Genomic DNA, 25,154 nt, shown 5'->3' with positions numbered 1-25,154 from the left:
GAAAAACGGGGGTATCCCGATTTTCACCGATGACGCCAGATACGGCAAACCTTAAATGCGAATGGGGTCAGATCCCTCTCCCGCAGGAAAAAGGATCTGACCCCACCAGGGAGTTGCCGGCCAGCGGCCGGCACTACCAGAGAGGCGCCCGCCAGCGCTTACCAGGTGTACTTGACCCGGCCGTACACGTACGCGCCGTTGAAGCCGAACGGCGAGTAGTTGCTGTACGGCAGCATGCCGAAGGTGGAGTTCTGCAGGTCTTCGGTGCGGTCCGGGTACTTGTCCAGCAGGTTGTCGGCGCCCACGGTCAGGGTCCAGTTGCTGCTCGGCTTGTAGCTGGCCGAGGCATCCACCACCCAGGCGTCGCCGTAGGTCTGGTCGCGCAGCGCGGTGGCCGAGTTGCGCACGGTGAACTTGCCGTAGCGGGTCGCCGCCAGGCCCAGCTCCCAGTGATCCGAACGCCAGGTGCCGCTCAGGATCGCCTTGTCGCGCGGGTAGCTGTCCTCGATGCGGCCGATTTCATCGCGGCCGATCAGCGACTGGTTCAGGCCCAGCGTGCCGAACACCGCCGGGGTGCCGCCGACGCGGCGCACTTCAGTGTCGTTGTAGCTGTACGCAGCGGTCAGTTCCAGGCTGCTGGCGCTGAACGGCACCGTGTAGCTGGAGACGAAGTCGACGCCACGGGTACGCGTATCCAGGCCATTGGTGAAGTACGAGAACGCGGTCACCTGCGGCAGGCCCAGGGTGCCCAGCAGCGCGCTGGTGGCGGCGTTGGTGGTGATGCTGGACGACAATGCGATGCGGTCATCGATGTCGATCTGGTAGGCGTCGACGGTGATGTACAGGCGGTCGACCGGCTGCAGCACCAGGCCCAGGCTGTAGGAGGTGGAGGTCTCGGCCTTCAGCGGCGAAGCGCCCAGCGCCTGCGCGGCCTGGCTGGTGGTGGGGAAGGTGCCGCGCTCGACGAACACGCCGTTGGTGAACTGGCTGGTCACCGCCTGGTAGCCCTGCTGCGCCAGCGACGGTGCACGGAAGCCGCTGGAGGCGGTGGCACGCAGCGCGACCTTGTCGGTGAACGCGTAGCGTGCCGACAGCTTGCCGGAGAAGCGGTCGCCGAAGTCCGAGTAGTCCTCGTAGCGGCCGGTGATGCCGGCCGAGAACTTCTCGGTCAGGTCCGCTTCCAGGCCCGCATAGACCGCGTAGTTGTGGCGGTCGGCATGCACTTCATTGGTGGGGGTGAAGCCACCGAAGCCCTGTGCGCCGCTGCCGGTGTAAGAGTTCAGTTCGCCCGGCTTCTGGTCCCACTTTTCCTTGCGGTACTCACCGCCGAAGGACAGCGTGACCGGGTAGGCCAGGCCCCAGTCCAGCGACTTGGTCAGATCGGCGTTGAAGATGTCCTGCTGGTACTTCAGCGTGCCGTCGTAGAACGAGCGCGGGCTGGTCGCACCCAGGCTGTAGTTGATGCTGTTGCGGGTGTGGAAGTCGAGGGTGTTCTCGCCGTGGTTCAGGCTCAGGTCCCAGGTCCAGCCGCTGTCGGTGTTGCCCTTGACCCCGGCCACCAGCGAGCGGTCCTTGGAGTACTGGTTGATCTCCGGCACGAAGCCGTCCGGATAGGTCTGCGCCAGCAGCGCGGTCTGGTTCAGATGGTTGCGCGAGCGGTAGAACGCGAACGAGGTGATGTCGCGGTTGCTGAGCAGCGCGCTGGCATAGCCGGTCACGTGGTCGCTGAAATCGAAGCTGGCGTTGACCGAGGCGGCGGTGGCGTCCACGCGCGGGTCGCCGACGATGAAGGTCTTCTGGCCGATGCTCGGGTAGTTGCCGGTGTTCGGGGTGCTGCCGCGATACGGGCCGGCGCGGTTGCTTTCGTCCTGCTGGCTGATCTGGCCGGCCACGTGCACGCGGCCACGGCCGTTGCCGAACTCGACGCCGGTATCGCCGGAGAGCTGGTACTTGTTGCCGTCACCAGCGGAGTACTGGCCGTAGTCCACCGCCAGGCTGCCGCCACTGCCGCTGCCCTTGAGCACGATGTTGATGACGCCGGCGATGGCGTCCGAGCCGTACTGCGCCGACGCACCGTCACGCAGCACTTCCACGCGCTCGATGGCGGCGATCGGGATCGCATTGATGTCCACGGCCGACGAGCCACGGCCGATGCTGCCGTTGACGTTGATCATCGCCGAGGTGTGGCGGCGCTTGCCGTCGACCAGCACCAGCACCTGGTCCGGCGACAGGCCGCGCAGCTGCGCCGGGCGCACGCCGCTGGTGCCATCGGTCAGGGCAGGGCGCGGGAAGTTCAGCGAGGGCAGGGCGCGCGACAGCGCGGTGGCCAGCTCGCTGGTGCCGGTGGACTGCAGGGCTTCGGGGGTGATGATGTCGATCGGCGACTGCGACTCGGCCACCGTGCGGTCGGCCACGCGGGTACCGGTGACGATCACCGTGTCCAGGGTATTGGCTGCGGTGCCGGCCTGCTGGGCAGCGGCAACGAACGGAGAACCACCGAGTGCGACAGCGACGGCGGCGGCGATCAGGCTGGTCTTGCGGGTCATCGGGATGGGGCTCCGGTTGGCGGGGGCGGCACCGGAATCGACATCACGGGGGTGAGGCGGACGGCGGTTGTTGCGGTGCGCAATACAGGAATTAACGGGATATTCAGCGCCTGTCAAATGCCGGTCATCAGAAAAAACGTTGCAGCAGCAACCATTTAGCCCGGATCGGCACTGACGGGGGAGGGGACCCGGGAGGCGCGCGGCGAGAACGTGGGAGAGAGGAACGTCGGCCGCTGCGCATCCCGGGGCCCGTCAAGTATTCGTTAACGTTAGAATTGCGTCGCAGGAACAGTGCTCACCAGCACATTCCATTCGGTTATATGGACCCCTCCCCCGATGATCTCCCTTCGTAATTTCGCCTTGCGCCGCGGCGAGCGGCTGCTGTTGTCCAATGTCGACCTGACCCTGCATGCCGGTTACCGGGTGGGTGTGGTCGGCCGCAACGGTGCCGGCAAGTCCAGCCTGTTCGCGGCAGTGAAGGGTGAGCTGGAGGCGGACAAGGGCGACGTCGACCTGCCCGGCAAGGTGCGCATCGCCAGCGTTGCCCAGGAAACCCCGTCGCTGCCGGACCCGGCGCTGAGCTTCGTGCTGGGCGGTGATACCGAAGTGGCCGCCGTGCTGGCCGCCGAGGCCGAGGCCACCGCCCGCGAAGACTGGGAAGCGGTGGCCGAGGCGCACACGAAGATGGCCGAGCTCAATGCCTACGACGCCGAAGCGCGCGCCGGCAAGCTGCTGCACGGCCTCGGTTTCCCGGCAGAGACCCACCACCGCGCGGTGTCCTCGTTCTCCGGCGGCTGGCGCGTGCGCCTGAATCTGGCCCGCGCGCTGATGATGCCCAGCGACCTGCTGCTGCTGGACGAACCGACCAACCACCTGGATCTGGACGCGGTGTACTGGCTGGAGCAGTGGCTGCTGAAGTATCCGGGCACGCTGCTGCTGATCTCGCATGACCGCGAGTTCCTCGACAACGTGGCCACCCACACCCTGCACCTGCACGGTGGCGGCGCCAAGCTCTACCCGGGCGGCTACACCGATTTCGAGCGCCAGCGCGCCGAACAGCTGCGCCAGCAGCAGATCGCGCACGAGAAGGAACAGGCCGAGCGCGCCCACCTGCAGAGCTTCATCGACCGCTTCAAGGCGCAGGCCAGCAAGGCCGCGCAGGCGCAGAGCCGCATGAAGCGCCTGGCCAAGCTGGCCGGCACCGAAGCGGTGCGCGCCGAGCGCGAGTTCCGCATCGAGTTTGCGCCGCCGGCCAAGCTGCCGTTCTCGCTGATCCGCCTGAACCACGTCGAGGCCGGCTACGGCAAGGACGCGGTGATCCTGCACAACGTCGGCTTCGGCCTGGAAGCGGGCCAGCGTATCGGCCTGCTCGGCCCCAACGGTGCCGGTAAGACCACCCTGGTGAAGACCCTGGTGGGTGAACTGGCACCGATCGTCGGCGAGCGCATGGCGCACCCGGACCTGAAGATCGGCTACTTCGCCCAGCACACGGTGGAGTCGCTGCACGAAGGCCAGTCGCCGATGGAGCATTTCCGCGAGATCGCCCCGGACGCACCGAACCAGTCGTTCCGCGATTTCCTCGGCAAGTGGAACTTCCCGGGCGACCGCGCGTTCGAGCCGGTCGATGGCTTCTCCGGCGGCGAGCGCGCGCGCCTGGCGCTGGCGCTGATCGCCTGGCAGCAGCCGAACGTGCTGCTGCTGGACGAACCGACCAACCACCTTGACCTGGAAATGCGCGAAGCACTGGCTGAGGCACTGGCCGATTTCGACGGCGCGATCGTGATGGTGTCGCATGACCGCCATCTGATCGGCCTGGTCTGTGACACCTTCTGGCGCGTGGCCGATGGCGTGGTCGAACCGTTCGACGGCGACCTCGACGCCTACGCCGCCTGGCTGCGGACCCGTCCGCAGGCGCAAGGCACCAAGGCGCGCATGGAACAGGTGGAAGAGCCGGTGGTGGTCAAGACTGCGCCGGTGGCGCAGGTGGTGCAGAAGAAGCCGGTGAATCCGCACAAGCTGGCCGCGGCCGAATCCAAGGTGGCCGAGCTGGAAGGCGCCCTGGCCGAGCTGGACCGGCAGCTGGCCGACCCGGCCAACTACGCCGATGCCACCCGCATGGCGGTGATCGGCCGCGACCGCGAAACCACCGCCGCGCAGCTGGAAAAAGCTGAGGCAGCGTGGATGGAACTGCTGGAGTCCTGATTCCATGGGTAGCGCCGGGCCATGCCCGGCGGGCTTTTTCCATCCGCTGCGCTCGCCGGGCATGGCCCGGCGCTACCCACGGCGCGCGTGTTTCATCCCTGCGCCTGCAACCACTCGCGGAACCGCTTCGCTGGCTCGCGCTCGGCACGCGAGCGCAGCCGGGTCAGCCAATAGCGGCCCAGTTCCAGCGTGGTGCTGAATGGCTGCAGCAACCGGCCTTCAGCCAGTTCCTGCTCGAACATGCGCAGCGGCAGCAGCGCCACGCCGGCACCGCCGACCGCGGCCATCGCCACCGTCAACGACGAATCGAACACCGGCCCACGGGCTTCCACGCCACTCACTCCTGCCGCCTGCAGCCAACGCGGCCATTCGTCGCTGCGGTAGGAGCGCAGCAGCGGCAGCGTGCCCAAGTCGCGTGGCTGTTTCAGCCGTCGCGCCAATGCCGGCGCGCACAGCGGTGCGAACGGCGCATCGAGGATCGCCGTGCAGGCCTGGCCCTGCCAGTCGCCGTCGCCGAAACGGATCGCTAGGTCCAGGCCCTCGCCGGCCAGATCGATGCGGTTGTTGTGGGTCTGCAGTCGCAGCTCGATATCCGGATGCGCGGCCTCGAACGCGGCCAGCCTTGGCAGCAGCCAACCGGTGGCGAAGGTACCGACCACGCCCAACGTCAGTACTTCACGGGCCGGGCCACCGGTGTAGCGCGCGATGCTGGCCGAGATGCGCTCGAATGATTCGTTGAGTACCGGATACAGTGCCGCGCCCTCCTCGGTGAGCGCCACGCCGCGCGGCAGGCGATGGAACAGACGGATGCCGAGGCGGTCTTCCAGGCCGCGGATCTGGTGGCTGAGTGCGGCCTGGCTGACACACAGCTCCAGCGCGGCGCGGGTGAAGTTCTGGTGGCGTGCGGCCGCCTCGAAGGCACGCAGGGCGTTCAGCGGCAGGGTCGGGTGCAGCATCGGGGGAGTCGTGAGCCAGGGTGATGACTGATCCTACCTGCCTCGCGCCCAGTTCAGGAGAATTAAGGGGTTGATCGCGACAGCCATTAATCCATCTAATGCCTCCCGCTGATTTTTCGCGCTGGTCGCCTGCGTGCGAGGCTTCAATAATCGAACGGTCCCCCAGGAGAACCCCGCATGCTCGCCCGTCGCCGATTCCTGCAGTTCAGTGGTGCCGCCGTGGCTTCCTCGCTTGCCCTTCCGTTGCTGGCACGTGCGACGGGCAAGGCCACCGCCAACGTGCCCGCCGAAGCTGCGATCACCGCCGCCACCGACTTCGCGGCGCTGGAAAAAGCCTGTGCGGGCCGCCTTGGCGTAACCCTGCTCGATACCGCCAGCGGCCGCCGCATCGGTCATCGCCAGGACGAGCGTTTCCCGATGTGCAGCACGTTCAAGAGCGTGCTGGCCGCCACCGTGCTCAGCCAGGCCGAGCGCAGACCCGCGTTGCTCGACACGCGCGTGCCGGTTCGCGATGCCGATCTTCTCTCGCATGCGCCGGTCACACGTCGCCACGCCGGCAAGGACATGACCGTGCGCGATCTGTGCCGTGCCACGATCATCACCAGCGACAACACCGCCGCCAATCTGCTGTTCGGCGTGGTCGGTGGCCCGCCCGCGGTGACCGCCTTCCTGCGCGCCAGTGGCGATGCGCTCAGCCGCAGCGATCGGCTCGAGCCTGAGCTGAACAGCTTTGCCAAGGATGACCCGCGCGATACCACCACGCCCGCAGCGATGGCCGCGACCCTGCAACGGGTGGTGCTGGGCGAAGTGCTGCAACCGGCCTCGCGGCAGCAGTTGGCCGACTGGCTGATCGACAACGAAACCGGCGATGCCTGCCTGCGCGCGGGCCTGGGCAAGCGCTGGCGGGTCGGCGACAAGACCGGCAGCAATGGCGAAGACGCGCGCAACGATATCGGCGTGCTGTGGCCAGTGGCCGGCGGCGCACCGTGGGTGCTGACCGCCTATCTGCAGGCGGGTGCGATCAGCTATGAACAACGTGCCACGGTGCTGGCGCAGGTCGGGCGGATCGCCGATCGCCTGATCGGTTGAGGTAACCGGGGTCATTCAAAAGTCGCTTGCCGGATCGGTCGGGCGCGCGCATCCTGCGCGCCTTCGAACCACATGGATGTCCCCCATGAGCCATGAGCTGATCTACCTGCTGCTGATCTTCGCGCTGCTGGTGATCCCGCGCGCGCTGCAGCGCTTCAGCCTGCCGGCGCCGCTGACCTGCCTGCTGTTCGGCATCATCGGCATGCTCTGGCTGGGCGACCAGGCACACGACGCGGTGATCGGCCTGCTGGCCACGCTGGGCATTTCCTCGCTGTTCCTGTTTGCCGGCCTGGAAGTGGACCTGCAGGCGCTGCGCCGGGGCATGTGGCCGCTGCTGGCGCACCTTGTGATCCGCAGTGCGACCCTGTTCGGGGTCGGCTGGCTGGCCTGGCGCTACGCGGGGCTGCCGTGGCAGGCCGCCGGCCTGCTGGCGCTGGCGCTGCTGACCCCCTCCACCGGTTTCATCATGGATTCGCTGTCGCGGCTTGGCCTGAGCGAGGACGAGCGGTTCTGGGTCACCAGCAAGGCCATTGCCGGTGAACTGCTGGCGCTGGCCGCGTTGTTCATCGTGCTGCAGGCCGGCGATCCGGGGCATATGGCGCTGTCCAGCCTGGCCCTGCTGGCGATGATGATCGGCCTGCCGCTGCTGTTCATTGCGTTGGGGCGCTGGGTGGCACCGCACGCGCCGGGCTCGGAGTTCTCGCTGCTGGTGATGGTCGGCATGGTCGCCGCCTACATCACCTACCTGCTGGGCGTGTATTACCTGGTCGGCGCGTTCATCGCCGGTCTGGTCGCCCGCCTGCTGCACCAGCGCATGCCACTGCTGGCTTCGCACGAGAACCTGCACGCGCTGCGCCTGTTCGCCTCGTTCTTCGTGCCGTTCTACTTCTTCAACGCCGGCACCAAGGTGCCCAGCGAAGCACTCAGCTTCGAGGCGCTGGGGCTGGGCATCGTGATCACCCTGGTGGTGCTGCCGCTGCGCATCGGCGTGGTCTGGCTGCAGCGCCGGGTGATGTTCGGCGAGAGCTTCCGCAGCAGCCTGCGGGTCTCGCTGGCATTGGCCCCGACGCTGATCTTCACCCTGGTGCTGGCGGCGATCATGCGCGAGCGCTTCCAGATTCCGGCGGTACTGTTCGGTGCGCTGCTGCTGTATGCGGCACTGACCACGCTGCTGCCGTCGCTGGTGTTCCGCACGCCGTTCGATGTCGATCCGGTTGAACAGGAGCCGGCGGGCGAGGGCGAGGCGGCACCGGTGGCCGCCACCGAAACGTTGCCGGTGGCGCAGACGGCTGAACGTTGATCGGAGAGCGTGCGCGGTTTGCGCCCACCGGCCATGGCCGTTAGGGTTGGGGTATGAAACTGCCCGCCGCCGTCACCGCCTCCGCCCTCCTGCTCAGCCTCGCTGCGTGTACGCAGCGCTCCGACACGGTCGCCCATGATCTGGCGACCGCACCGGCCGACGCTTTCATGGCCGCCGTGGCCGCACATTGCGGCCAGGCCTACGCCGGCAGGGTGGTGGAGGACACCCCGGCACCCACCGGCAAGGACCCGTTCGCCGGCCAGCGCCTGGTCATGCACGTTCGTGGTTGTGCCGACCCGGCGCATGAGCTGCGTATCCCGTTCCATGTCGGCGATGACCACTCGCGCACCTGGGTGCTGACCCGTACCGCGAGCGGCCTGCGGCTGAAGCACGATCATCGTCATGCAGACGGCAGCCCCGATGCGATCACGCTGTATGGCGGCGACAGCACGCCGCCGGGGACCGCCGAGCGCCAGCAGTTCCCGGCCGATACGGATTCGGTGGCGATGTTCCGCCGTGCCGACATGCTGGCGTCGACCCACAACACCTGGGCGATGGAGATCGATCCCGATCAGACCTTCGTCTACGAGCTGACCCGGCCCGACGGCCGTCGCTTCCGCGTGCAGTTCGATCTGAGCAAGCCGGTGGACCTGCCGCCAGCGCCGTGGGGCGACGACACGCCACCGGCACCCTGACCTCGCAGGCCGGTAGCGCCGGGCCATGCCCGGCGGCCGTCTTCTGCCGCTGCGCTCGCCGGGCATGGCCCGGCGCTACCCACGAATCGGCCGCGTCCGCGCCCATTCACTCAACGCGTGCCGAATCTCGCCCGGCAACCGTTGCTTACCCACACCTGGCCACGCGAGTAACCCCAGCTGCGGCCTTCCTGGCAGGCGCTGCCGGACAGTTGCTGCTGCAGCACCGGCCGACCCTGGCGCTCATCCCAGTCGCAGGTCTGCGAGCGGTTGTTGTTGCTGCTGCAGGTGATGGAGTAGTTGCGATCACCGCCGCCACCCCAGCCGCCACCGCCGCCCCAGCCGCGGGCCTCGGCGAACTCGGCGCGGCAGCCGCCGCTGACCCAGATCGCGCCATTGCGCACGCCCCAGGTGCGGCCTTCATCACAGGGGCTGCCGGACAGTTGGCGGACCAGGCGGGCATTGCGCCAGCCGACCTGGCAGCTGCGCTCGCGGTTGTTCTGGCTTTCGCAGCGGATCGTTTCGCCCGGTCGGCCGTTGTTGCCGCCCCAGCCACCCCCGTTGCCACCGCCCCAGCCGCCGCGAGCCTCGACGAACTCGGCGCGGCAGCCGTTGGTGACCCAGATGCTGCCACTGCGGCTGCCCCAGCTACGTCCCTCCTCGCAGGGGCTGCCGGACAGCTGGCGGACCAGCTGCGCTCCGCGCCAGCCGGTGTTGCAGACCCGTTCGCGGTTGCTCTGGCTTTCGCAGCGGATGACGCCGTTCTGCGCAGCGGCTGGCGGGGCGGGCAGGGCGAGGGTGCCCAGTGCACCCAGGGTGAGGGTCACGGCCAGGCTGGCCAGGGACAGCGGTTTCATGGCGGCATCCCATACGGTGGCAGGTGCCCGACTATAGGGAGGGGGGCGATCAAGCCGATGTGACTGGCAGGATTTGCCCCGGCCGGGGCCTCGGCCGCAGAATACGAGGCTTTCCGGCCCCCATCGGGCGCCGGCGTTCTCCAGCGGAGCTTCCCCCCATGCGTACCCACTTCTGCGGCCTGGTCGATGAGACCCTGATTGGCCAGACTGTCACCCTCGCCGGCTGGACCGACGTGGCCCGTAACCAGGGCGGCGTCTGCTTCATCGATCTTCGAGATCATGAAGGCATCGTGCAGGTGACGGTGGAGGTCGACAACGCCGAAGTGTTCGCCGTGGCCGCGTCGCTGGGCTACGAGGACGTGCTGCAGGTGGAAGGCGTGGTGCGCGCCCGCCACGCGGTCAACGACAAGATGCGTACCGGCAAGGTGGAAGTGATCGCCACTGCCATCACCGTGCTGAACAAGGCCGCGCCGCTGCCGTTCCACGCCCACGAGAACCCGGGCGAGGAAACCCGCCTGAAGTACCGTTACCTGGACCTGCGCCGTCCGGAAATGCAGCGCATGCAGCGCACCCGCATCAAGCTGGTGCAGGCCCTGCGCCGCCACCTGGATGAGAAGGGCTTCCAGGACATCGAGACCCCGATCCTGACCAAGGCCACCCCGGAAGGCGCGCGTGACTTCCTGGTGCCGGCGCGCATGCACCCGGGCGAGTTCTACGCCCTGCCGCAGAGCCCGCAGCTGTTCAAGCAGATCCTGATGGTGGCCGGCTTCGACCGCTACTACCAGATTGCGCGCTGCTTCCGCGACGAAGCGCTGCGTGCCGACCGCCAGCTGGAGTTCACCCAGCTGGACATGGAGTTCGCCTTCGTCCGCGAGCGTGACGTGCAGGATTTCGTCGAGGACATGATCCGCGGCATCTTCAAGGAAGTGGTCAACGTCGAACTGGATGCAAGCTTCCCGCGCATGACCTGGGCCGAGGCGATGCGTCGCTACGGTTCGGACAAGCCGGACCTGCGCATCGCGCTGGAGCTGGTGGACGTGGCCGAGCTGGTCAAGAACAGTGAATTCCCGGTGTTCACCGGCCCGGCCAACGATGCCGACGGCCGCGTCGCCGCGCTGCGTATTCCGGGCGGTGCGTCGCTGAGCCGCAAGCAGATCGACGAGTATGCAGCGCATGCTGCCAAGTACGGCGCCAAGGGCCTGGCCTACATCAAGATCGCCGACAACGGCGAAGTCAGCTCGCCGATCCAGAAGTTCTTCAGCGAGGAATCCTTCGCCGCCCTGGTCGCGCACGTCGGTGCCGGCAACGGCGACATCGTGTTCTTCGGCGCCGGTGGCTACAACAAGGTCTCCGACTTCATGGGCGCGCTGCGCCTGAAGGCCGGCAAGGACTTCGGCCTGGTCGCCGACGGCTGGGCACCGCTGTGGGTCACCGACTTCCCGATGTTCGAGTGGGACGAGGAAGAACAGCGCTACGTCGCCCTGCATCACCCCTTCACCGCACCGGCTGTGGACGACATCGCCGACCTGCGCGCCAATGCCCGTACCGCCGTTTCGCGCGGTTACGACATGGTGCTCAACGGCAATGAAATCGGCGGCGGTTCGATCCGTATCCATCGTCCGGACATGCAGAGCGCGGTGTTCGAACTGCTCGGCATCGGTGCCGAAGAGGCCCGCGCCAAGTTCGGCTTCCTGCTCGACGCGCTGAACTACGGCGCGCCGCCGCACGGTGGCATCGCCTTCGGTATCGACCGCATCGCCGCGCTGATGGCCGGCACCGAGTCGATCCGCGACGTCATCCCGTTCCCGAAGACCACCGGTGCACAGGATCTGATGACCGACGCGCCGTCGCCGATCGTCGACGCGCAGCTGGCCGAAGTGCACATCCAGGTTCGCCCCAAGACCAACTGATCAGGAGATCCAGGCAATGACCGAGTTTGCGTTTTCGCTGGAGTGGGAAAAGCTGGGCAATGAAGGCTCCGAGGCCACCCTGGTCACCGAGCGTGCGCGCGTGTTCGGTGGTTGGCTGGTTCGCGTCGGAACCAACCCGGCGGCGATGGCCCTGACCTTCGTCGCCGACGGCGAAGGCCGTTGGGACGGTGAAGACTTCGGCGTCGAGGATTACGAGGACGACGAAGAGGAAGAGTACGACGAGGACGAGGAAGGCGAAGAAGAGGAAGACGGCGAGGAAGAAGAGGACGACGAGGAATACGAAGAGGAAGAGGAAGAAGACGAGAAGGCAGCGGCGGAACGGGCTTGACCCGAACCGTTGTCCTGACGTCAACTCGACCCATGTATTCGATCCGCCGCGCTACTGTGGACGACGCGCCGACCCTGTCGGCGCTGGCCGCCCGCACGTTCACCGAAACCTTCGGACATCTTTATCCGCCGCAGGACCTGCAGGCGTTCCTGGATGAGTCCTATACGGTCGAGCGCCAGCGCACGATCCTGGCCCACCCCGATTACGCGGTGTGGCTGCTGGAACTGGATGGGGAGGCGGTCGGCCATGCCGCCGCCGGCCCCTGTGGCCTGCCGCATCCCGAGGTGAAGCCTGGTGACGGCGAACTCAAGCGGCTGTACCTGATCAAGACGCAGCAGAGCTGCGGCTGGGGCAGCCGGCTGCTGGAAACCGCATTGGCCTGGCTGGAACAGCCGGGCCCGCGCACGCTGTGGCTGGGCGTGTGGTCGGAAAACTTTGGTGCGCAGCGCTTCTACGCCCGTTATGGTTTCGAGAAGGTCGGCGAGTACCTGTTCCCGGTCGGCGACACGAACGATCTTGAATTCATCCTGCGCCGCGCACCGCGCGAGGCCTGACGTTCACCGCCGCTTGCTGCGCGCGCGTGTCCAATCACCGTACGTTCCTGCCCCGCTGACTGCCAGGCTGTTTGCATGACTCCCCCCGTATTACTGCTGCATGGCATCTGGAACGCCCGCGCCTGGGTCGGGCCGCTGGCCTGGCGCCTGCGCGCGCGTGGCTTCCAGGTGCATGCGTTTGGTTACTCCTCGGTGTTCGGCGGCCCGGACGTGGCCGTGCCGCAGCTGCTGGAGCGGCTGGCCGATGCCGGCCCGCTGTCGCTGGTCGGCCATAGCCTGGGCGGACTGCTGGCGCTGGAGGCATTGCGTCGCAATCCGCAGCTGCCGGTGCAACGCGTGGTCTGCCTGGGGTCACCGCTGCGCGGCAGTGGTACGGCGCGTTCGCTGTCCGAACATGGCTGGGGCCTGGCCCTGGGCCGCAGCAGCGATCTGCTGCTGGACGGCCTGCCGGACTGGCAGGGCAAAGCCGAGGTCGGCCTGATCGCTGGTTCGGTCCCGCACGGGCTGGGTAGCCTGCTCGGCGCCATTGACGATGCCTCCGACGGTACCGTGGCGCTGGCCGAGACCCGGCTGCCGGGGCTGGCTGACCACTGCGTGGTGCGTACCAGCCACAGCGGCCTGGTGGTGTCGCCGGATGCAGCCCGGCAGACCGCGCATTTCCTCCGTCACGGCCAGTTCCAGCACGGTCGCGACGCCGCCGCCGCGTAAGTCGGTGGGCGCGAACGTCCTCCATTGGTGGGGGCGAAACGTTGGTTCGCACGCTCTTCGCCGGGCCATGCCCGGCGGCATCTGGCCGGCCTCGACACGGTCACGGGGCCCGATCAGGTAGAATCCGCGGCCTTATCCATCAACGCACGTACGGAAAGACCCATGGGTAGAGGCCCCTCCATCGAAAACCGCAAAAACGCGTCTGACGCGAAGCGCGGCAAGATTTTCACCAAGATCATCCGTGAGATCGGCGTTGCCGCGCGCGGCGGTGGAGGCGACCCCAACAACAACCCGCGCCTGCGCGTGGCGATGGACAAGGGCCTGACCGCGAACATGTCCAAGGACGTGATCGAGCGCGCCATCAAGAAGGCCACCGGCGAGCTGGAAGGCGTCGAGTACGAGGAAATCCGCTACGAGGGCTATGCCCCGGGTGGCGTGGCGGTCATCGTCGACTGCCTGACCGACAACCGCGTGCGCACGGTGGCCGATGTCCGCCATGCGTTCAGCAAGTGCGGCGGCAACATGGGCACCGAAGGCTCGGTGAGCTTCATGTTCAAGCGCGTGGGCGTGCTGCATTTCGCCGCAGGTGCCGATGAGGACGCCATTTCCGAAGCGGCCATCGAGGCCGGTGCGGACGACATCGTGGTCTATCCCGAAGATGGCGCGATCGACGTGCTCACCGCCGCCGACAGCTACCACGCGGTCAAGGAAGCGATGGCAGCGGCCGGACGCACGCCGGATCATGCGGAACTGACCTTCCGAGCCGACAACGACATCAAGGTCGAAGGCGACACCGTCCTGCAGGTCAAGAAGCTGCTGGACATGCTGGAAGACCTCGACGACGTACAGGATGTGTACTCCAACGCCGATCTCGGCGCGGACGCGTACGCCTGAACGGACGCATCACCGGTCGCCTTTGGCGGCCGGTGAGCGGACAATGCGCACCATGATGACCCCAGCCGTTTCCTGCCATTGCCGCTGCCAGCGTCCGTCCCGGGCCTTCGGCAGCCGCGTGTGTGCCGCATGACCCGCATTCTTGGCATCGACCCGGGTTCGCAGCGGACCGGGGTCGGCATCATCGATGTCGATGCCACCGGCCGGGTGAGCCATGTGCATCACCAACCGCTGGTGCTGCTGGGCGCTGATGACTTCCCGCAGCGGATGAAGCTGCTGGTGCTGGGCCTGGCCGACCTCTGCCGTGAGTACGAACCGCAGGAAGTGGCCATCGAACGCGTGTTCATGGCACGCAACCCCGATTCGGCGCTGAAGCTGGGCCAGGCCCGTGGCGCGGCGATTTCGGCCGTGGTGCTGCGCGACCTGCCGGTGCACGAATATGCCGCCAGCGAGATCAAGCTGGCGGTGGTCGGGCGCGGCGGCGCCGAAAAGCAACAGGTTCAACACATGGTCGGGCTCATGCTCAACCTGAAAACCAAGCTGCAGGCCGACGCGGCCGACGCGTTGGCGGTGGCCATCACCCATGCCCACGTAAGGGCAACGGCCAACCGCCTGGGGCTCAGTGCCCGCCAGGCGTGGGGCCGCAAATGAGGAGCTGCACGCAATGATCGGTCGACTGCGCGGCATCGTCGCCTACAAGGCGCCGCCGTGGCTGGTGGTGGACGTGAACGGAGTGGGCTACGAGCTGGAGGCGCCGATGAGCACCTTCTACGACCTGCCCGAACTCGGCCGCGAGGTCACCCTGTACACCCATTACTCGCAGAAGGAAGACAGCGTCTCGCTGTACGGCTTCCTGCGCGAGGGCGAGCGGCGCCTGTTCCGCGACGTGCAGAAGGTCAGCGGCATCGGCGCGAAGATCGCGCTGGCCGTGCTGTCCGGTGTCACCGTCGAGGAGTTCGCGCGCATGGTCCAGGCTGGCGACATCACCGCGCTGACCCGCATCCCCGGCATCGGCAAGAAGACCGCCGAGCGCATGGTGCTTGAGCTGCGCGACCGCGCTGCCCAGTTCGGTGCCGGTGGCGCGCTGCCGACCGGCAGTGGCCCGGCCCCGGCTGATCCGCTGTCCGATGCCACCGTGGCCCTGCAGCAGCTGGGTTACAAGCCGGCTGAAGCGGCGCGGATGGCCCGCGAAGCCTTCAATGAAGGTGATGAAGTGGCCATCGTGATCCGCAAGGCGCTGCAGTCGGCGCTGCGCTGACCCGCTTTCCTTTCCTCCAACGAACCGCCTGAGCCCCGCCAGGAGTCCCATGTCCAGCAGTCAAACCCCGCACGCAGCCGCCCCCGGCGGCCACGGTCACGCCCCTCCAGCCGGAGGCCTGGCGCTGATCATCGGTGCGATCGGCGTGGTCTTCGGCGATATCGGCACCAGCCCGCTGTACACCCTGAAGGAGGCGTTCTCGCCGCACTACGGGCTCAACAGCGACCATGACACCGTGCTGGGCGTGCTGTCGCTGGCGTTCTGGGCGTTGAACATCGTGGTCACCCTGAAGTACGTGACCATCATCATGCGCGCCGACAATGACGGCGAAGGCGGCATCATGGCGCTGATGGCGCTGACCCAGCGCACGCTGCGCAATGGGTCGCGTTCGGCCTATGTGGTCGGCATCCTTGGCATTTTCGGTGCCTCGCTGTTCTTCGGCGATGGCGTGATCACGCCGGCGATATCGGTGCTGGGTGCGGTCGAAGGCTTGGAGGTCGCTGCGCCGGGGCTGCATGCCTTCATCGTGCCGATCACCGTGGTGGTGCTGCTGGCCGTGTTCGCGGTACAGCGCTTCGGTACGGCGAAGATCGGCAAGCTGTTCGGGCCGATCACCTCGATCTGGTTCATTTCGCTGGCGGCGATCGGCATCTACAACATCGTCGACGCGCCGGAAGTGCTGAAGGCGTTCAACCCGTGGTGGGCAATCCGTTTCTTCATGGAACATGGCTGGCACAGCATCTTCATCCTGGGCGCGGTGGTGCTGGCAGTGACCGGTGGCGAGGCGCTGTACGCCGACATGGGCCACTTCGGTGCCAAGCCGATCCGCCACGCCTGGTACTTCTTCGTGCTGCCGTGCCTGGTGCTGAACTACCTGGGGCAGGGCGCGCTGGTGCTCAACCACCCCGAGGCGGTAAAGAACCCGTTCTTCGAAGCGGTGCCGTCGTGGGCGCTGTACCCGATGATCATCCTGGCCACGATGGCAGCGGTGATTGCCTCGCAGTCGGTCATCACCGGCGCGTTCTCGGTCTCGCGCCAGGCCATGCAGCTGGGCTACATCCCGCGCATGCGCATCAAGCACACCTCGCACGACACCATCGGCCAGATCTACATCCCGGGCATCAACTGGGGTATCGCGGTGATGGTGATCGGCCTGGTGCTGGCCTTCCGCAGCTCGTCCAACCTGGCCGTGGCCTACGGCATCTCGGTGTCGGCCACGATGCTGATCGATACCCTGCTGCTGGCCCTGGTCGCGCGCTCGCTGTGGCCCAAGGCGCGCAACTGGATCCTGCCGCTGTGCGTGGTGTTCTTCGTCATTGACCTGGGCTTTGTCATCGCCAACGGCGCCAAGCTGTTGCAGGGCGCCTGGTTCCCGGTTGTGCTGGGCATCTTCCTGTTCACCATGATGCGTACCTGGCGTCGTGGCCGCGAACTGCTGCGCGATGAAATCCGCAAGGACGGTATCCGCATCGATACCTTCCTGCCGGGCCTGATGCTGGCGCCGCCGGTACGCGTGCCGGGCACCGCGGTGTTCCTGACCGCCGACCCGACCGTGGCCCCGCATGCGTTGATGCACAACCTCAAGCACAACAAGGTGCTGCACGAGCGCAACGTGTTCCTGCACGTGGTAACCCTGCCGGTACCGTATGCGCCGGAGGGGCAGCGCCTCAAGATTGAATCGGTGGGCGACGAGTTCTACCGGGTCTACGTGCGCTTTGGCTTCATGGAGACCCCGGACGTACCACTGGCGCTGATGCGTTCGTGCGACCACGGCGGCATCTACTTCGACCCGATGGACACCACCTTCTTCGCCAGCCGCGAAACCATCGTCGCCACCGCCAACCGCGGCATGCCGATCTGGCGCGACAAGCTGTTCGCGCTGATGCATCGCAACGCCGCCCCGGCGACGGGCTTCTTCCGGATCCCGGGCAACAGATTGGTGGAACTGGGCGCCCAGGTGGAGATCTGAGGTCTGGTAGTGCCGGCCGCTGGCCGGCATCCCGTAATGCCGCCGGCGTTCATGGGGTTGCCGGCCAGCGGCCGGCACTACCGTGCTTCCGGCCCCGGAATGCGCCCATTTACCGCATAATCACGGCATGACCGACGACCGCATCATCGGCGCCGGCGCCACCCGCGAGGATGACGCCGCCGACGCCAGCATCCGCCCCAAGCGCCTTGCCGACTACCTCGGCCAGGTGCCGGTGCGCGAGCAGATGGAGATCTACATCCAGGCGGCCAAGGGGCGTGGCGACGCGCTGGACCACGTGCTGATCTTCGGGCCGCCCGGCCTGGGCAAGACCACGCTCAGCCATGTCATCGCCAACGAACTGGGCGTGGCCCTGCGGGTGACCTCCGGCCCGGTGATCGAAAAGGCCGGCGACCTGGCCGCGCTGCTGACCAACCTGCAGCCGCACGATGTGCTGTTCATCGACGAAATCCACCGCCTGTCGCCGGTGGTCGAGGAAGTGCTGTACCCGGCGATGGAAGATTTCCAGATCGACATCATGATCGGCGAGGGCCCCGCCGCCCGCTCGATCAAGATCGACCTGCCGCCGTTCACCCTGATCGGTGCCACCACCCGTGCCGGCCTGCTGACAGCGCCGCTGCGCGACCGCTTCGGCATCGTCCAGCGCCTGGAGTTCTACAGCGTCGAGGAGCTGACCCGGATCGTGCGCCGTTCGGCTGCGATCCTGGCCATCGACTGCACCGCCGATGGGGCAGGGGAGATCGCGCGTCGCGCGCGTGGCACCCCGCGTATCGCCAACCGCCTGCTGCGCCGCGTGCGTGACTATGCGCAGGTGAAGGCCGGCGGCCACATCGACGAGGCCGTGGCCCAGGCTGCGATGAAGATGCTCAAGGTCGACCCGGAAGGCTTCGACGAGCTCGATCGTCGCCTGCTCAAGACCATGGTCGACTACTTCGATGGCGGCCCGGTCGGCATCGAATCGCTTGCTGCGGCGCTGTCTGAAGAGCGCGGCACGCTGGAAGACGTGGTCGAGCCGTACCTGATCCAGCAGGGCTTCCTGGTGCGCACCGCGCGTGGCCGCATGGCCACCCACAAGGCCTACCGGCACATGGGCCTGAAGCCCAAGAACCCGCCGCAGGACCTGTTCGCCGAGGTTCCCGATGTCGGTTGAGCCCCGATTCAGTTGGCCGACACGCATTTACTGGGAAGATACCGACGCAGGTGGCGTGGTCTACCACGCCCGCTACGTGGCCTTCATGGAACGGGCCCGGACCGAATGGATGCGTGCGCTGGGCTATGGCCAGGAGCGCATGCGTGCCGAGCACGGGATGGTCTTCGCGGTGCGTTCGATGCAGATGGATTTCATCAAGCCGGCACGGCTGGATGACACCCTGCAGGTGAGCGCCACGCTGGTCCAGCTGAAGAAGGCCAGCATGGCCTTCGACCAGCAGATCCTGCGCGACGGCGAACTACTGCTGTCGGCCCAGGTCCGCATCGCCGCACTGGAAGCGGCCAGTTTTCGCCCGCGTGGCATGGACGAAGCCGTCCTTGCCGTGCTGAAACCCCACCTCCACCCCGAATCCGAACATTGAGGAACAACGGATGATCGCAACGCTCCTGGCCCTGCAGGCCACGGTCACCGAGGCATTGCCGGCCGACGTCAGCAACGCCGCGACACAGACCCTTGCCCAGGCCACCACCGGCGGCGGCATCAACTACCTCGAACTGATGGCCAAGGCCAGCCTGCCGGTGAAGATCATCGTGCTGGCGCTGCTGGTCGGCTCGTTCGTCAGCTGGGTGATCATTTTCCGCAAGGCCCGCATCTTCAAGCAGGCCACGCGCGAAGCCGACGAGTTCGAGAACCGCTTCTGGTCCGGTGCGGACCTGGGCAAGCTGTACAGCTCGGCCACCGACCGCAGCCGTAATGTCGGCGGCCTGGAAGCGATCTTCGAAGCCGGTTTCCGCGAATACAGCCGCCTGCGCGACAAGCGCCGGCTGGACGGCCGTGCGCAGCTGGAAGGCGCGCAGCGTGCCATGCGCACCACCTACACCCGCGAAGTCGACCAGCTCGAGCGCAACCTGGAACTGCTGGCCAACATCGGCTCGACCGCCCCCTACGTGGGCCTGGTCGGCACCGTGTTCGGCATCATGGTGACCATGCACGACATGATCAGCAGCGGTGCACAGGCCGGTATCGCAGCGGTCGCCCCGGGTATTTCCGAAGCGCTGTTCGCCACCGCCATCGGCCTGTTCGTGGCGATTCCGGCGGTGTGGGCCTACAACCGCTTCACCACTCGCGTGGAGCGCATGTCGGTGCGGTTCGAGACCTTCGCCGAGGAGTTCAGCTCCATCCTGCAGCGCCAGAGCGCTGGCGACGAGTAAGCGACCGACCCGGGAGTCCAAGCCATGTCCGCTGCCATCGGTCGCCGCAAGCGCCGCAAGCTGAAATCGGAAATCAACGTCGTTCCCTACATCGACGTGATGCTGGTGCTGCTGATCATCTTCATGGTCACCGCACCGCTGCTCACCCTGAGCTTCGACGTCGACCTGCCCAACTCCAACGCCAAGGCGCTGGAAAGCAAGCAGGACCCGGTGATCGTCTCGGTGCGCCAGGACGGCCAGCTCAGCCTGAAGCTGCCTGACGCCAAAGAGCCGACCGCCGTGTCGGCCGAGGAACTGGAAGGCCGCCTGGCCGGCATCGCCGCCCAGGACAAGGGCGTGCGCGTGATCGTCGCCGCCGACCGTGCCGTGGCCTATGAAAAGGTCATTGCCGCGATGGATGTGATCAAGCGCGCCAAGGTAGACAAGGTAGGCCTGGCCACCGATGCACGCTGACGCCCTGCCACCCCCGCATCAGCGCGAACCCGGCTGGGGCCTGCCCCTGGCCCTGGCCGTGCTGGTGCACCTGCTGGTCGCGCTGATCTTCATCGGCGCCTGGCTGTGGTCGCCCCAGCGCAACACCGACGCTGCCGCCGGCGATCCGTCGGTCGAGGCCAGCCTGGCGCTGTCCTCGTCCGAGGCCGCTGCCGCGCGCCAGGCCCTGCGCCAGTCGGAGAAGCTGGAAGACCTGCCGCCGCCGGTCGCCGAGCCGATCCCGGTGCCGGAAGACACCATTCCGCCGCCGCAGCCGATTCCCGAGCCGCGCCCACAGGATGCGCCGACGCCGCAGCAGCAACAGGCGCAGGAGCGTGTCGCGCAGCCCGATACCAAGGATCAGGACGCCGTGAGCGCGCTGGCCATCTCGCAGGAGAAGGCCAAGCAGGAACAGGAAGCCAAGCGCCGCCAGGAGCAGATCGACCTCACCGAACGCAAGCGCCAGGAAGAAGCAGAGCAGAAGCTGCGCCTGGCCAAGCAGCAGGAAGCGGACGAGAAGAAGAAGCAGGCCGAGCAGGAGCGCGTGGCCGCTGACAAGGCCGAGGCCGAAAAGCAGAAGAAGATCGCCGAGATCCGCGCCCGCCGTGAGCAGGCCGAGAAGGAAGCCAAGCTGGCCGAGCAGAAGCTGCGCCAGGTCGCCGCTGCGCGCAATGCCGCCGGCAGCGCCGCCGCCGGCGCCAGCGGTGCGGCACAGCCGGCTGGCGGTGGTGGTGGCACCAGCGATGACCTTTCGGCCAAGTACGCCGCCGCGATCCAGGCCAAGGTGCTGTCGCAGTGGGTACGTCCGGACACGGTGCCACTGGGCCAGCGTTGCACCATCACCATCACCCAGATTCCGGGTGGCACGGTGATGCAGGCCAAGGTCAGCCCGAACTGCCCGTACGACGAGGCCGGCAGGCGTTCGATCGAGGCCGCGGTGCTCAACGCCCAGCCGCTGCCGTACCGCGGTTTCGAGTCGGTGTTCGCGCGCACGCTCAACTTCACCTTTACCGCCCAGGATCGCTGAGGCGGGCAGGGCAGGGTGGCCATCGGGCCACCTGCGCCCACGGATGTCGCGCTTGCCTCTGGCGGGCCCGGTTTCAGCCGGGCAGGCTGGACGTCGCCCGGGAACGCCGCCTTTCGATGGGGGGCGTGATCGGGGCCGACGAGGCCGGTGGGTGCGATGTTAGCCACGACGTTAACGGTGCGTGAGAGGACGGGCTGGAACTGACCCGGAATTCACGTACCCTTGGTTCATGATTGCGAAGCGGTTCACTTCCGCTTTGCTATCCCTCGTTCCGGTTTCCCCCTATTGAGCGCTCCATGAAAAAGATGCCTCGCTGGCTTGCCGTGTTTGCGGCCCTGTTGCTGCCCTTTGCTGCCGTTGCGCAGCAGAAGGGGCTGGATATCGACATCATCGGCGGCAATGCCTCCGCGCTGCCGATCACCGTCGTGCCGATGCCCTACCAGGGGTCTTCGGCCGCACCGCAGACCGACGTCGCCGGCGTGGTCCGTGCCGACCTTGAGCGTTCGGGCCAGTTCCGCACGCTGCCGGAAGCGCAGATCGTCGAAAAGCCGGTGCGCGGCGGCGACATCCAGTTCGCCACCTGGCGCGCGCTGAAGCAGAACTACATCGTGGTCGGCCGCGTGCTCGACGCCGGTGCCGGCGCCTACCGCGTCGAGTACGAGCTGTTCGACGTGCCCAAGGGCGAGCGCCTGCTGGGCCTGGCGATGACCGCCCGTGGCAATGCCATGCGTGACGTCGCCCACCAGATGGCCGATGCCATCTACGAGAAGATCACCGGTGTGCGCGGCGCCTTCTGGACCCGCATCGCCTACGTGACCGCCAGCGGCAAGGGCGATGCCATGCGCTATGCGCTGATGGTGGCCGACTCCGATGGCTTCAATCCGCAGACCATCGTGCGTTCGGCCGAGCCGCTGCTGTCGCCGTCGTGGAGCCCGGATGGCAGTAAGCTGGCCTATGTCAGCTTCGAACGTGGCAACTCGGCCATCTACATCCAGAACATCGGCACCGGCGCGCGTGAGCTGGTCACCAGCTTCCGTGGCATCAACAGCGCCCCGGCGTTCTCGCCGGATGGCCGCAAGCTGGCCCTGACCCTGTCGCGTTCGGGCAACCCGGAAATCTACGTGATGGACCTGGGCAGCAAGCAGCTGGCCCAGCTGACCAACCACTTCGCCATCGACACCGAGCCGACCTGGGCACCGGACGGCAGCGCGGTGTACTTCACTTCCGACCGCGGTGGCCGTCCGCAGGTCTACAAGGTGGGTGCGGGCGGCGGCAGCGCCGAGCGCGTGACCTTCCAGGGCAACTACAACGCCAAGCCTTCGGTGTCCTACGATGGCAAGAAGATCGCCGTCGCCCAGGGCTCCGGCAACAGCTACAAGATTGCGATGATGGACAGCTCGCTGGGTTCGCCCCGCTGGAGCACGCTGTCCCCCGGTTCGCTGGATGAGTCTCCGAGCTTTGCGCCCAACGCAAGCATGGTGTTGTACGCCGCCCGCGAGGGTGGCCGTGGTGTCCTGTATGCCGTTTCCGCCGATGCGCGCGTGCGCCAGCGGTTGGTTCTGGCTGACGGAGATGTGCGCGAACCGGCATGGTCCCCATACCGTACCCAGCGCTAAAAGAGTGTTAATATTTTCGCTGTCTTGATCCCCTCATCGGCCTAGGAGCCACAAAGGTATCGCCATGAACAAGTCCACCCGCGTTCTGCTTGTTTCCCTGCTGTCTGTGGCCGTCCTGGCCGGTTGCTCGAAGAAGGTCAAGGAAGAGCCGCAGGCTCCGGTCGATACCGGCACCTCGACCACCACCCCGACCGGTCCGTCCACCTCCGGCCTGTACGGCCCGGGCGACCTGGACACCGATGCCTGCCTGCGCCAGCGCGTTGTCTACTTCGACCTGGACAAGGAAGACGTGAAGCCGGAATTCCAGGCCATCATGGCTTGCCACGCCAAGTACCTGCGTGACCGTCCGTCCTCGCGCATCACCCTGCAGGGCCACACCGACGAGCGCGGTTCGCGCGCGTACAACCAGGCCCTGGGCGAGCGTCGTGGCAACGGCGTCAACTCGGCCCTGCAGGCCAACGGTGGTTCGGCTTCGCAGCTGACCGTCGTGTCCTACGGTGAAGAGCGTCCGGTCTGCACCGAATCGAACGAGTCCTGCTGGTCGCAGAACCGTCGCGTCGAAATCGTCTACACCGCGCAGTAATCCATGCGCATTGGCATCAAACTGATGCTGGTCGTTGCGGCAGCCCTCGTGGCTGCCGCACCGGCGCATGCACAGCGACAGAGTCTGGCCGACCGTGTCGGCGCGATCGAGCAGCAGATGTACAACAACAGTGCCAACCAGGACCTGTTGAACCAGATCAACCAGCTGCGGCAGCAGGTCACCAGCCTGCAGGCCTCGATCGAGCAGTTGCAGCACGACAACGCCCAGCTCAAGCAGTCCGCCCAGGACCAGTACCTGGATCTGGACAGCCGCCTGAACCGGTTGGAAGGGGGTAATGCCGCCCCGGCCCTGCCGCCCGTTCCGGCGAGCACGCCGAAGGCCGCTCCGGCCCCGGCAAAACCCGCGACGGCGGCCACTTCCGAGCGGCCGCCTTCCGTCCATGGTGATGCCGGCAGCCTTGCCGCCACCGGCGACGAGCGCACCACCTACAACGTCGCCTTCGATTCGTTGAAGGCCGGCAAGTACGATGATTCGGCGCAGCTGTTCCTGAGCTTCCTGCAGCTGTACCCGAACGGCGTCTACGCGCCGAACGCGCTGTACTGGCTGGGCGAGAGCTATTACGCCACCCGCAATTTCCCGATGGCCGAGACCCAGTTCCGTGAACTGCTCTCACGCTATCCGACCCACGACAAGGCCGCTGGCGGCCTGCTCAAGGTTGGCCTCTCGCAGTACGGCGAGGGCAAGGTCGACCAGGCCCAGCAGACGCTGGAGACCGTCGTGGCGCAGTACCCCGGCTCGGACGCCGCGCGCACCGCGCAGGACCGCCTGCAGTCGATCCGCCTCGGCAAGCAGATCCGCTGATCCGCTGACCGGGCGTACAATACGTGTCCTGTAGAGCCGAGCCCATGCTCGGCTGCTTTCGTTTCCGGACCGGCAAACCCGCCCGGATCCGGTAGCGCCGGGCCATGCCCGGCGGCGTGCATTTCCGGCTGGGCCATACCCGACCGGCTGCTGTTGTAGAGCCGAGCCATGCTCGGCTGCTTTCGTTACCGGCCACGGTAGCCCACCCGCCACGTGCCCCACCAAGAAGTCCCCGCCATGACCGCCGTTACCCCGTCCAGCGCCGCCGCCACACCCAGCGAGATCGTGCAGTCGCCGCTGCCACGCCTGAAGATCACCGAGATCTTCACCTCGCTGCAGGGCGAAGCCGATACCGCCGGCTGGCCGACCGTGTTCGTGCGCCTGACCGGCTGCCCGCTGCGCTGCCAGTACTGCGACACCGCCTATGCCTTCCACGGCGGCACCTGGTGGGACATCGACGACATCGTGGCCGAGGTGCTGGCCCAGGGCGTGCGCCATGTCTGCGTGACCGGTGGCGAGCCGCTGGCACAGAAGCGCTGCCTGGTGCTGCTGCAGAAGCTGTGCGATGCCGGTATGGACGTCTCGCTGGAAACGTCCGGCGCACTGGACGTCAGCGCAGTGGACCCGCGCGTGTCGCGCGTGGTCGACATCAAGACCCCGGGTTCGGCCGAAGCCGCGCGCAACCGCCTGGAAAACCTGCCGCTGCTGACCGCGCGCGACCAGATCAAGTTCGTCATCTGCAGCCGTGAGGACTACGACTGGGCCAAGGCCATGCTGGCCGAGCACGATCTGGTGAAGCGTTGCACCGTGTTCTTCTCGCCGAGCAAAGGCGAGATCACCGCGCGCCAGCTGGCCGACTGGATCGTCGAAGACCGGCTGCCGGTGCGCTTCCAGATGCAGTTGCATAAAATCCTGTGGAACGACGAACCGGGCCGATGAGCCCACGCAGCGTTCCCTGATGTAGCTCCGGCG

24 protein-coding genes are annotated in these 25,154 nt (G+C 67.0%); 21 read left to right on the top strand and 3 right to left on the bottom strand.

Going from position 1 to position 25,154, the window contains the following annotated elements; all coding sequences use genetic code 11:
• Positions 1-158: 158 nt before the first annotated feature.
• Complete coding sequence (locus SMAL_RS15960) at positions 159-2,546, bottom strand: TonB-dependent receptor plug domain-containing protein (protein ID WP_006386625.1); 2,388 nt, start codon at positions 2,544-2,546, stop codon at positions 159-161.
• Positions 2,547-2,882: 336 nt separating this feature from the next.
• Here SMAL_RS15960 and SMAL_RS15955 point away from each other — a divergent pair, with 336 nt between their 5' ends.
• Positions 2,883-4,748, top strand: coding sequence for an ABC-F family ATP-binding cassette domain-containing protein (locus SMAL_RS15955; RefSeq protein WP_012511909.1), 1,866 nt, complete (start codon positions 2,883-2,885; stop codon positions 4,746-4,748).
• A gap of 92 nt (positions 4,749-4,840) precedes the next feature.
• Here SMAL_RS15955 and ampR read toward each other — a convergent pair whose 3' ends face one another.
• Positions 4,841-5,704 (bottom strand): LysR family transcriptional regulator AmpR, encoded by an 864-nt coding sequence (gene ampR / locus SMAL_RS15950; protein WP_012511908.1) that lies wholly within the window; start codon positions 5,702-5,704, stop codon positions 4,841-4,843.
• A gap of 177 nt (positions 5,705-5,881) precedes the next feature.
• On the opposite strand from ampR, the gene blaL2 reads away from it, so the two are divergent.
• The 3 genes from blaL2 (at position 5,882) to SMAL_RS15935 (ending at position 8,788) form a co-directional block, all read left to right on the top strand.
• Entirely contained in the window at positions 5,882-6,793 is a 912-nt protein-coding gene (blaL2, locus tag SMAL_RS15945) for a L2 family extended-spectrum class A beta-lactamase (RefSeq protein ID WP_012511907.1), read from the top strand.
• Between the two features lie 85 nt (positions 6,794-6,878).
• On the top strand, positions 6,879-8,093 hold the full coding sequence (locus tag SMAL_RS15940) for a cation:proton antiporter (RefSeq protein WP_012511906.1): 1,215 nt from the start codon (positions 6,879-6,881) through the stop codon (positions 8,091-8,093).
• 53 nt (positions 8,094-8,146) lie between these two features.
• On the top strand, positions 8,147-8,788 hold the full coding sequence (locus SMAL_RS15935) for a hypothetical protein (protein ID WP_012511905.1): 642 nt from the start codon (positions 8,147-8,149) through the stop codon (positions 8,786-8,788).
• A 110-nt stretch (positions 8,789-8,898) separates the two neighbouring features.
• On the opposite strand, the gene SMAL_RS15930 is transcribed toward SMAL_RS15935, so the two are convergent.
• Positions 8,899-9,642 carry a DUF3011 domain-containing protein gene (locus SMAL_RS15930; protein WP_012511904.1) on the bottom strand — a complete coding sequence of 248 codons (744 nt, stop codon included), beginning with the start codon at positions 9,640-9,642 and terminating at the stop codon, positions 8,899-8,901.
• A 158-nt stretch (positions 9,643-9,800) separates the two neighbouring features.
• Between SMAL_RS15930 and aspS the strand changes: the two genes are divergently transcribed.
• From aspS to queE, 17 genes are all read left to right on the top strand, one after another.
• Entirely contained in the window at positions 9,801-11,552 is a 1,752-nt protein-coding gene (aspS, locus tag SMAL_RS15925; protein ID WP_012511903.1) for an aspartate--tRNA ligase, read from the top strand.
• A 16-nt stretch (positions 11,553-11,568) separates the two neighbouring features.
• Positions 11,569-11,901 (top strand): hypothetical protein, encoded by a 333-nt coding sequence (locus SMAL_RS15920; protein ID WP_012511902.1) that lies wholly within the window; start codon positions 11,569-11,571, stop codon positions 11,899-11,901.
• Between the two features lie 32 nt (positions 11,902-11,933).
• Positions 11,934-12,455, top strand: coding sequence for a GNAT family N-acetyltransferase (locus tag SMAL_RS15915; RefSeq protein ID WP_012511901.1), 522 nt, complete (start codon positions 11,934-11,936; stop codon positions 12,453-12,455).
• A 75-nt stretch (positions 12,456-12,530) separates the two neighbouring features.
• The gene (locus tag SMAL_RS15910; RefSeq protein WP_012511900.1) at positions 12,531-13,163 is read left to right on the top strand and encodes an esterase/lipase family protein; all 633 of its coding nucleotides are present in this window, start codon (positions 12,531-12,533) and stop codon (positions 13,161-13,163) included.
• Positions 13,164-13,325: 162 nt separating this feature from the next.
• Positions 13,326-14,057 (top strand): YebC/PmpR family DNA-binding transcriptional regulator, encoded by a 732-nt coding sequence (locus SMAL_RS15905; protein ID WP_012511899.1) that lies wholly within the window; start codon positions 13,326-13,328, stop codon positions 14,055-14,057.
• A gap of 129 nt (positions 14,058-14,186) precedes the next feature.
• The gene (gene ruvC / locus SMAL_RS15900) at positions 14,187-14,708 is read left to right on the top strand and encodes a crossover junction endodeoxyribonuclease RuvC (protein ID WP_006386268.1); all 522 of its coding nucleotides are present in this window, start codon (positions 14,187-14,189) and stop codon (positions 14,706-14,708) included.
• A 13-nt stretch (positions 14,709-14,721) separates the two neighbouring features.
• On the top strand, positions 14,722-15,315 hold the full coding sequence (gene ruvA / locus SMAL_RS15895; RefSeq protein ID WP_012511898.1) for a Holliday junction branch migration protein RuvA: 594 nt from the start codon (positions 14,722-14,724) through the stop codon (positions 15,313-15,315).
• 49 nt (positions 15,316-15,364) lie between these two features.
• Positions 15,365-17,284, top strand: coding sequence for a potassium transporter Kup (locus SMAL_RS15890; RefSeq protein ID WP_012511897.1), 1,920 nt, complete (start codon positions 15,365-15,367; stop codon positions 17,282-17,284).
• A gap of 127 nt (positions 17,285-17,411) precedes the next feature.
• Complete coding sequence (gene ruvB / locus SMAL_RS15885; protein ID WP_010481595.1) at positions 17,412-18,452, top strand: Holliday junction branch migration DNA helicase RuvB; 1,041 nt, start codon at positions 17,412-17,414, stop codon at positions 18,450-18,452.
• Positions 18,442-18,873 carry a tol-pal system-associated acyl-CoA thioesterase gene (ybgC, locus tag SMAL_RS15880; protein WP_006386170.1) on the top strand — a complete coding sequence of 144 codons (432 nt, stop codon included), beginning with the start codon at positions 18,442-18,444 and terminating at the stop codon, positions 18,871-18,873. The genes ruvB and ybgC overlap by 11 nt, the downstream gene beginning before the upstream one ends.
• A 10-nt stretch (positions 18,874-18,883) precedes the next feature.
• Entirely contained in the window at positions 18,884-19,663 is a 780-nt protein-coding gene (gene tolQ, locus SMAL_RS15875) for a protein TolQ (protein WP_006386168.1), read from the top strand.
• Positions 19,664-19,687: 24 nt separating this feature from the next.
• Positions 19,688-20,116, top strand: coding sequence for a protein TolR (gene tolR, locus SMAL_RS15870; protein ID WP_006386166.1), 429 nt, complete (start codon positions 19,688-19,690; stop codon positions 20,114-20,116).
• Entirely contained in the window at positions 20,106-21,161 is a 1,056-nt protein-coding gene (gene tolA / locus SMAL_RS15865; protein ID WP_006386164.1) for a cell envelope integrity protein TolA, read from the top strand. Before tolR ends, tolA begins: the two co-directional genes overlap by 11 nt.
• Positions 21,162-21,457: 296 nt before the next feature.
• Complete coding sequence (gene tolB, locus SMAL_RS15860; protein ID WP_006386162.1) at positions 21,458-22,777, top strand: Tol-Pal system beta propeller repeat protein TolB; 1,320 nt, start codon at positions 21,458-21,460, stop codon at positions 22,775-22,777.
• Between the two features lie 64 nt (positions 22,778-22,841).
• Complete coding sequence (gene pal, locus SMAL_RS15855; RefSeq protein WP_006386160.1) at positions 22,842-23,360, top strand: peptidoglycan-associated lipoprotein Pal; 519 nt, start codon at positions 22,842-22,844, stop codon at positions 23,358-23,360.
• 3 nt (positions 23,361-23,363) lie between these two features.
• Positions 23,364-24,182, top strand: a complete 819-nt coding sequence (gene ybgF / locus SMAL_RS15850) for a tol-pal system protein YbgF (protein ID WP_012511896.1) — start codon at positions 23,364-23,366, stop codon at positions 24,180-24,182.
• A 237-nt stretch (positions 24,183-24,419) separates the two neighbouring features.
• A complete protein-coding gene (queE, locus tag SMAL_RS15845; protein WP_012511895.1) occupies positions 24,420-25,121 on the top strand; it encodes a 7-carboxy-7-deazaguanine synthase QueE in 702 nt (233 codons plus the stop codon).
• The last annotated feature ends 33 nt before the right edge of the window (positions 25,122-25,154 follow it).

Source organism: Stenotrophomonas maltophilia R551-3 (genome assembly GCF_000020665.1).
Classification (GTDB): domain Bacteria; phylum Pseudomonadota; class Gammaproteobacteria; order Xanthomonadales; family Xanthomonadaceae; genus Stenotrophomonas; species Stenotrophomonas maltophilia_L.
Note: the sequence above shows the minus strand (reverse complement) of the source record. Positions and strands in the feature narration are given on the sequence as shown.

Excerpts from the sequence above, each read along its gene's own strand:
- SMAL_RS15910 (WP_012511900.1), top strand. The coding sequence starts at position 12,531 with ATGACTCCCCCCGTATTACTGCTGCATGGCATCTGGAACGCCCGCGCC.
- SMAL_RS15960 (WP_006386625.1), bottom strand. The coding sequence starts at position 2,546 with ATGACCCGCAAGACCAGCCTGATCGCCGCCGCCGTCGCTGTCGCACTC.
- tolB (WP_006386162.1), top strand. The coding sequence starts at position 21,458 with ATGAAAAAGATGCCTCGCTGGCTTGCCGTGTTTGCGGCCCTGTTGCTG.
- blaL2 (WP_012511907.1), top strand. The coding sequence starts at position 5,882 with ATGCTCGCCCGTCGCCGATTCCTGCAGTTCAGTGGTGCCGCCGTGGCT.
- tolR (WP_006386166.1), top strand. The coding sequence starts at position 19,688 with ATGTCCGCTGCCATCGGTCGCCGCAAGCGCCGCAAGCTGAAATCGGAA.
- SMAL_RS15890 (WP_012511897.1), top strand. The coding sequence starts at position 15,365 with ATGTCCAGCAGTCAAACCCCGCACGCAGCCGCCCCCGGCGGCCACGGT.
- SMAL_RS15905 (WP_012511899.1), top strand. The coding sequence starts at position 13,326 with ATGGGTAGAGGCCCCTCCATCGAAAACCGCAAAAACGCGTCTGACGCG.
- SMAL_RS15955 (WP_012511909.1), top strand. The coding sequence starts at position 2,883 with ATGATCTCCCTTCGTAATTTCGCCTTGCGCCGCGGCGAGCGGCTGCTG.
- pal (WP_006386160.1), top strand. The coding sequence starts at position 22,842 with ATGAACAAGTCCACCCGCGTTCTGCTTGTTTCCCTGCTGTCTGTGGCC.
- ruvA (WP_012511898.1), top strand. The coding sequence starts at position 14,722 with ATGATCGGTCGACTGCGCGGCATCGTCGCCTACAAGGCGCCGCCGTGG.
- ampR (WP_012511908.1), bottom strand. The coding sequence starts at position 5,704 with ATGCTGCACCCGACCCTGCCGCTGAACGCCCTGCGTGCCTTCGAGGCG.
- ruvC (WP_006386268.1), top strand. The coding sequence starts at position 14,187 with ATGACCCGCATTCTTGGCATCGACCCGGGTTCGCAGCGGACCGGGGTC.
- queE (WP_012511895.1), top strand. The coding sequence starts at position 24,420 with ATGACCGCCGTTACCCCGTCCAGCGCCGCCGCCACACCCAGCGAGATC.
- SMAL_RS15915 (WP_012511901.1), top strand. The coding sequence starts at position 11,934 with ATGTATTCGATCCGCCGCGCTACTGTGGACGACGCGCCGACCCTGTCG.
- aspS (WP_012511903.1), top strand. The coding sequence starts at position 9,801 with ATGCGTACCCACTTCTGCGGCCTGGTCGATGAGACCCTGATTGGCCAG.
- tolQ (WP_006386168.1), top strand. The coding sequence starts at position 18,884 with ATGATCGCAACGCTCCTGGCCCTGCAGGCCACGGTCACCGAGGCATTG.
- ybgC (WP_006386170.1), top strand. The coding sequence starts at position 18,442 with ATGTCGGTTGAGCCCCGATTCAGTTGGCCGACACGCATTTACTGGGAA.
- SMAL_RS15930 (WP_012511904.1), bottom strand. The coding sequence starts at position 9,642 with ATGAAACCGCTGTCCCTGGCCAGCCTGGCCGTGACCCTCACCCTGGGT.
- SMAL_RS15940 (WP_012511906.1), top strand. The coding sequence starts at position 6,879 with ATGAGCCATGAGCTGATCTACCTGCTGCTGATCTTCGCGCTGCTGGTG.
- ybgF (WP_012511896.1), top strand. The coding sequence starts at position 23,364 with ATGCGCATTGGCATCAAACTGATGCTGGTCGTTGCGGCAGCCCTCGTG.
- tolA (WP_006386164.1), top strand. The coding sequence starts at position 20,106 with ATGCACGCTGACGCCCTGCCACCCCCGCATCAGCGCGAACCCGGCTGG.
- SMAL_RS15935 (WP_012511905.1), top strand. The coding sequence starts at position 8,147 with ATGAAACTGCCCGCCGCCGTCACCGCCTCCGCCCTCCTGCTCAGCCTC.
- ruvB (WP_010481595.1), top strand. The coding sequence starts at position 17,412 with ATGACCGACGACCGCATCATCGGCGCCGGCGCCACCCGCGAGGATGAC.
- SMAL_RS15920 (WP_012511902.1), top strand. The coding sequence starts at position 11,569 with ATGACCGAGTTTGCGTTTTCGCTGGAGTGGGAAAAGCTGGGCAATGAA.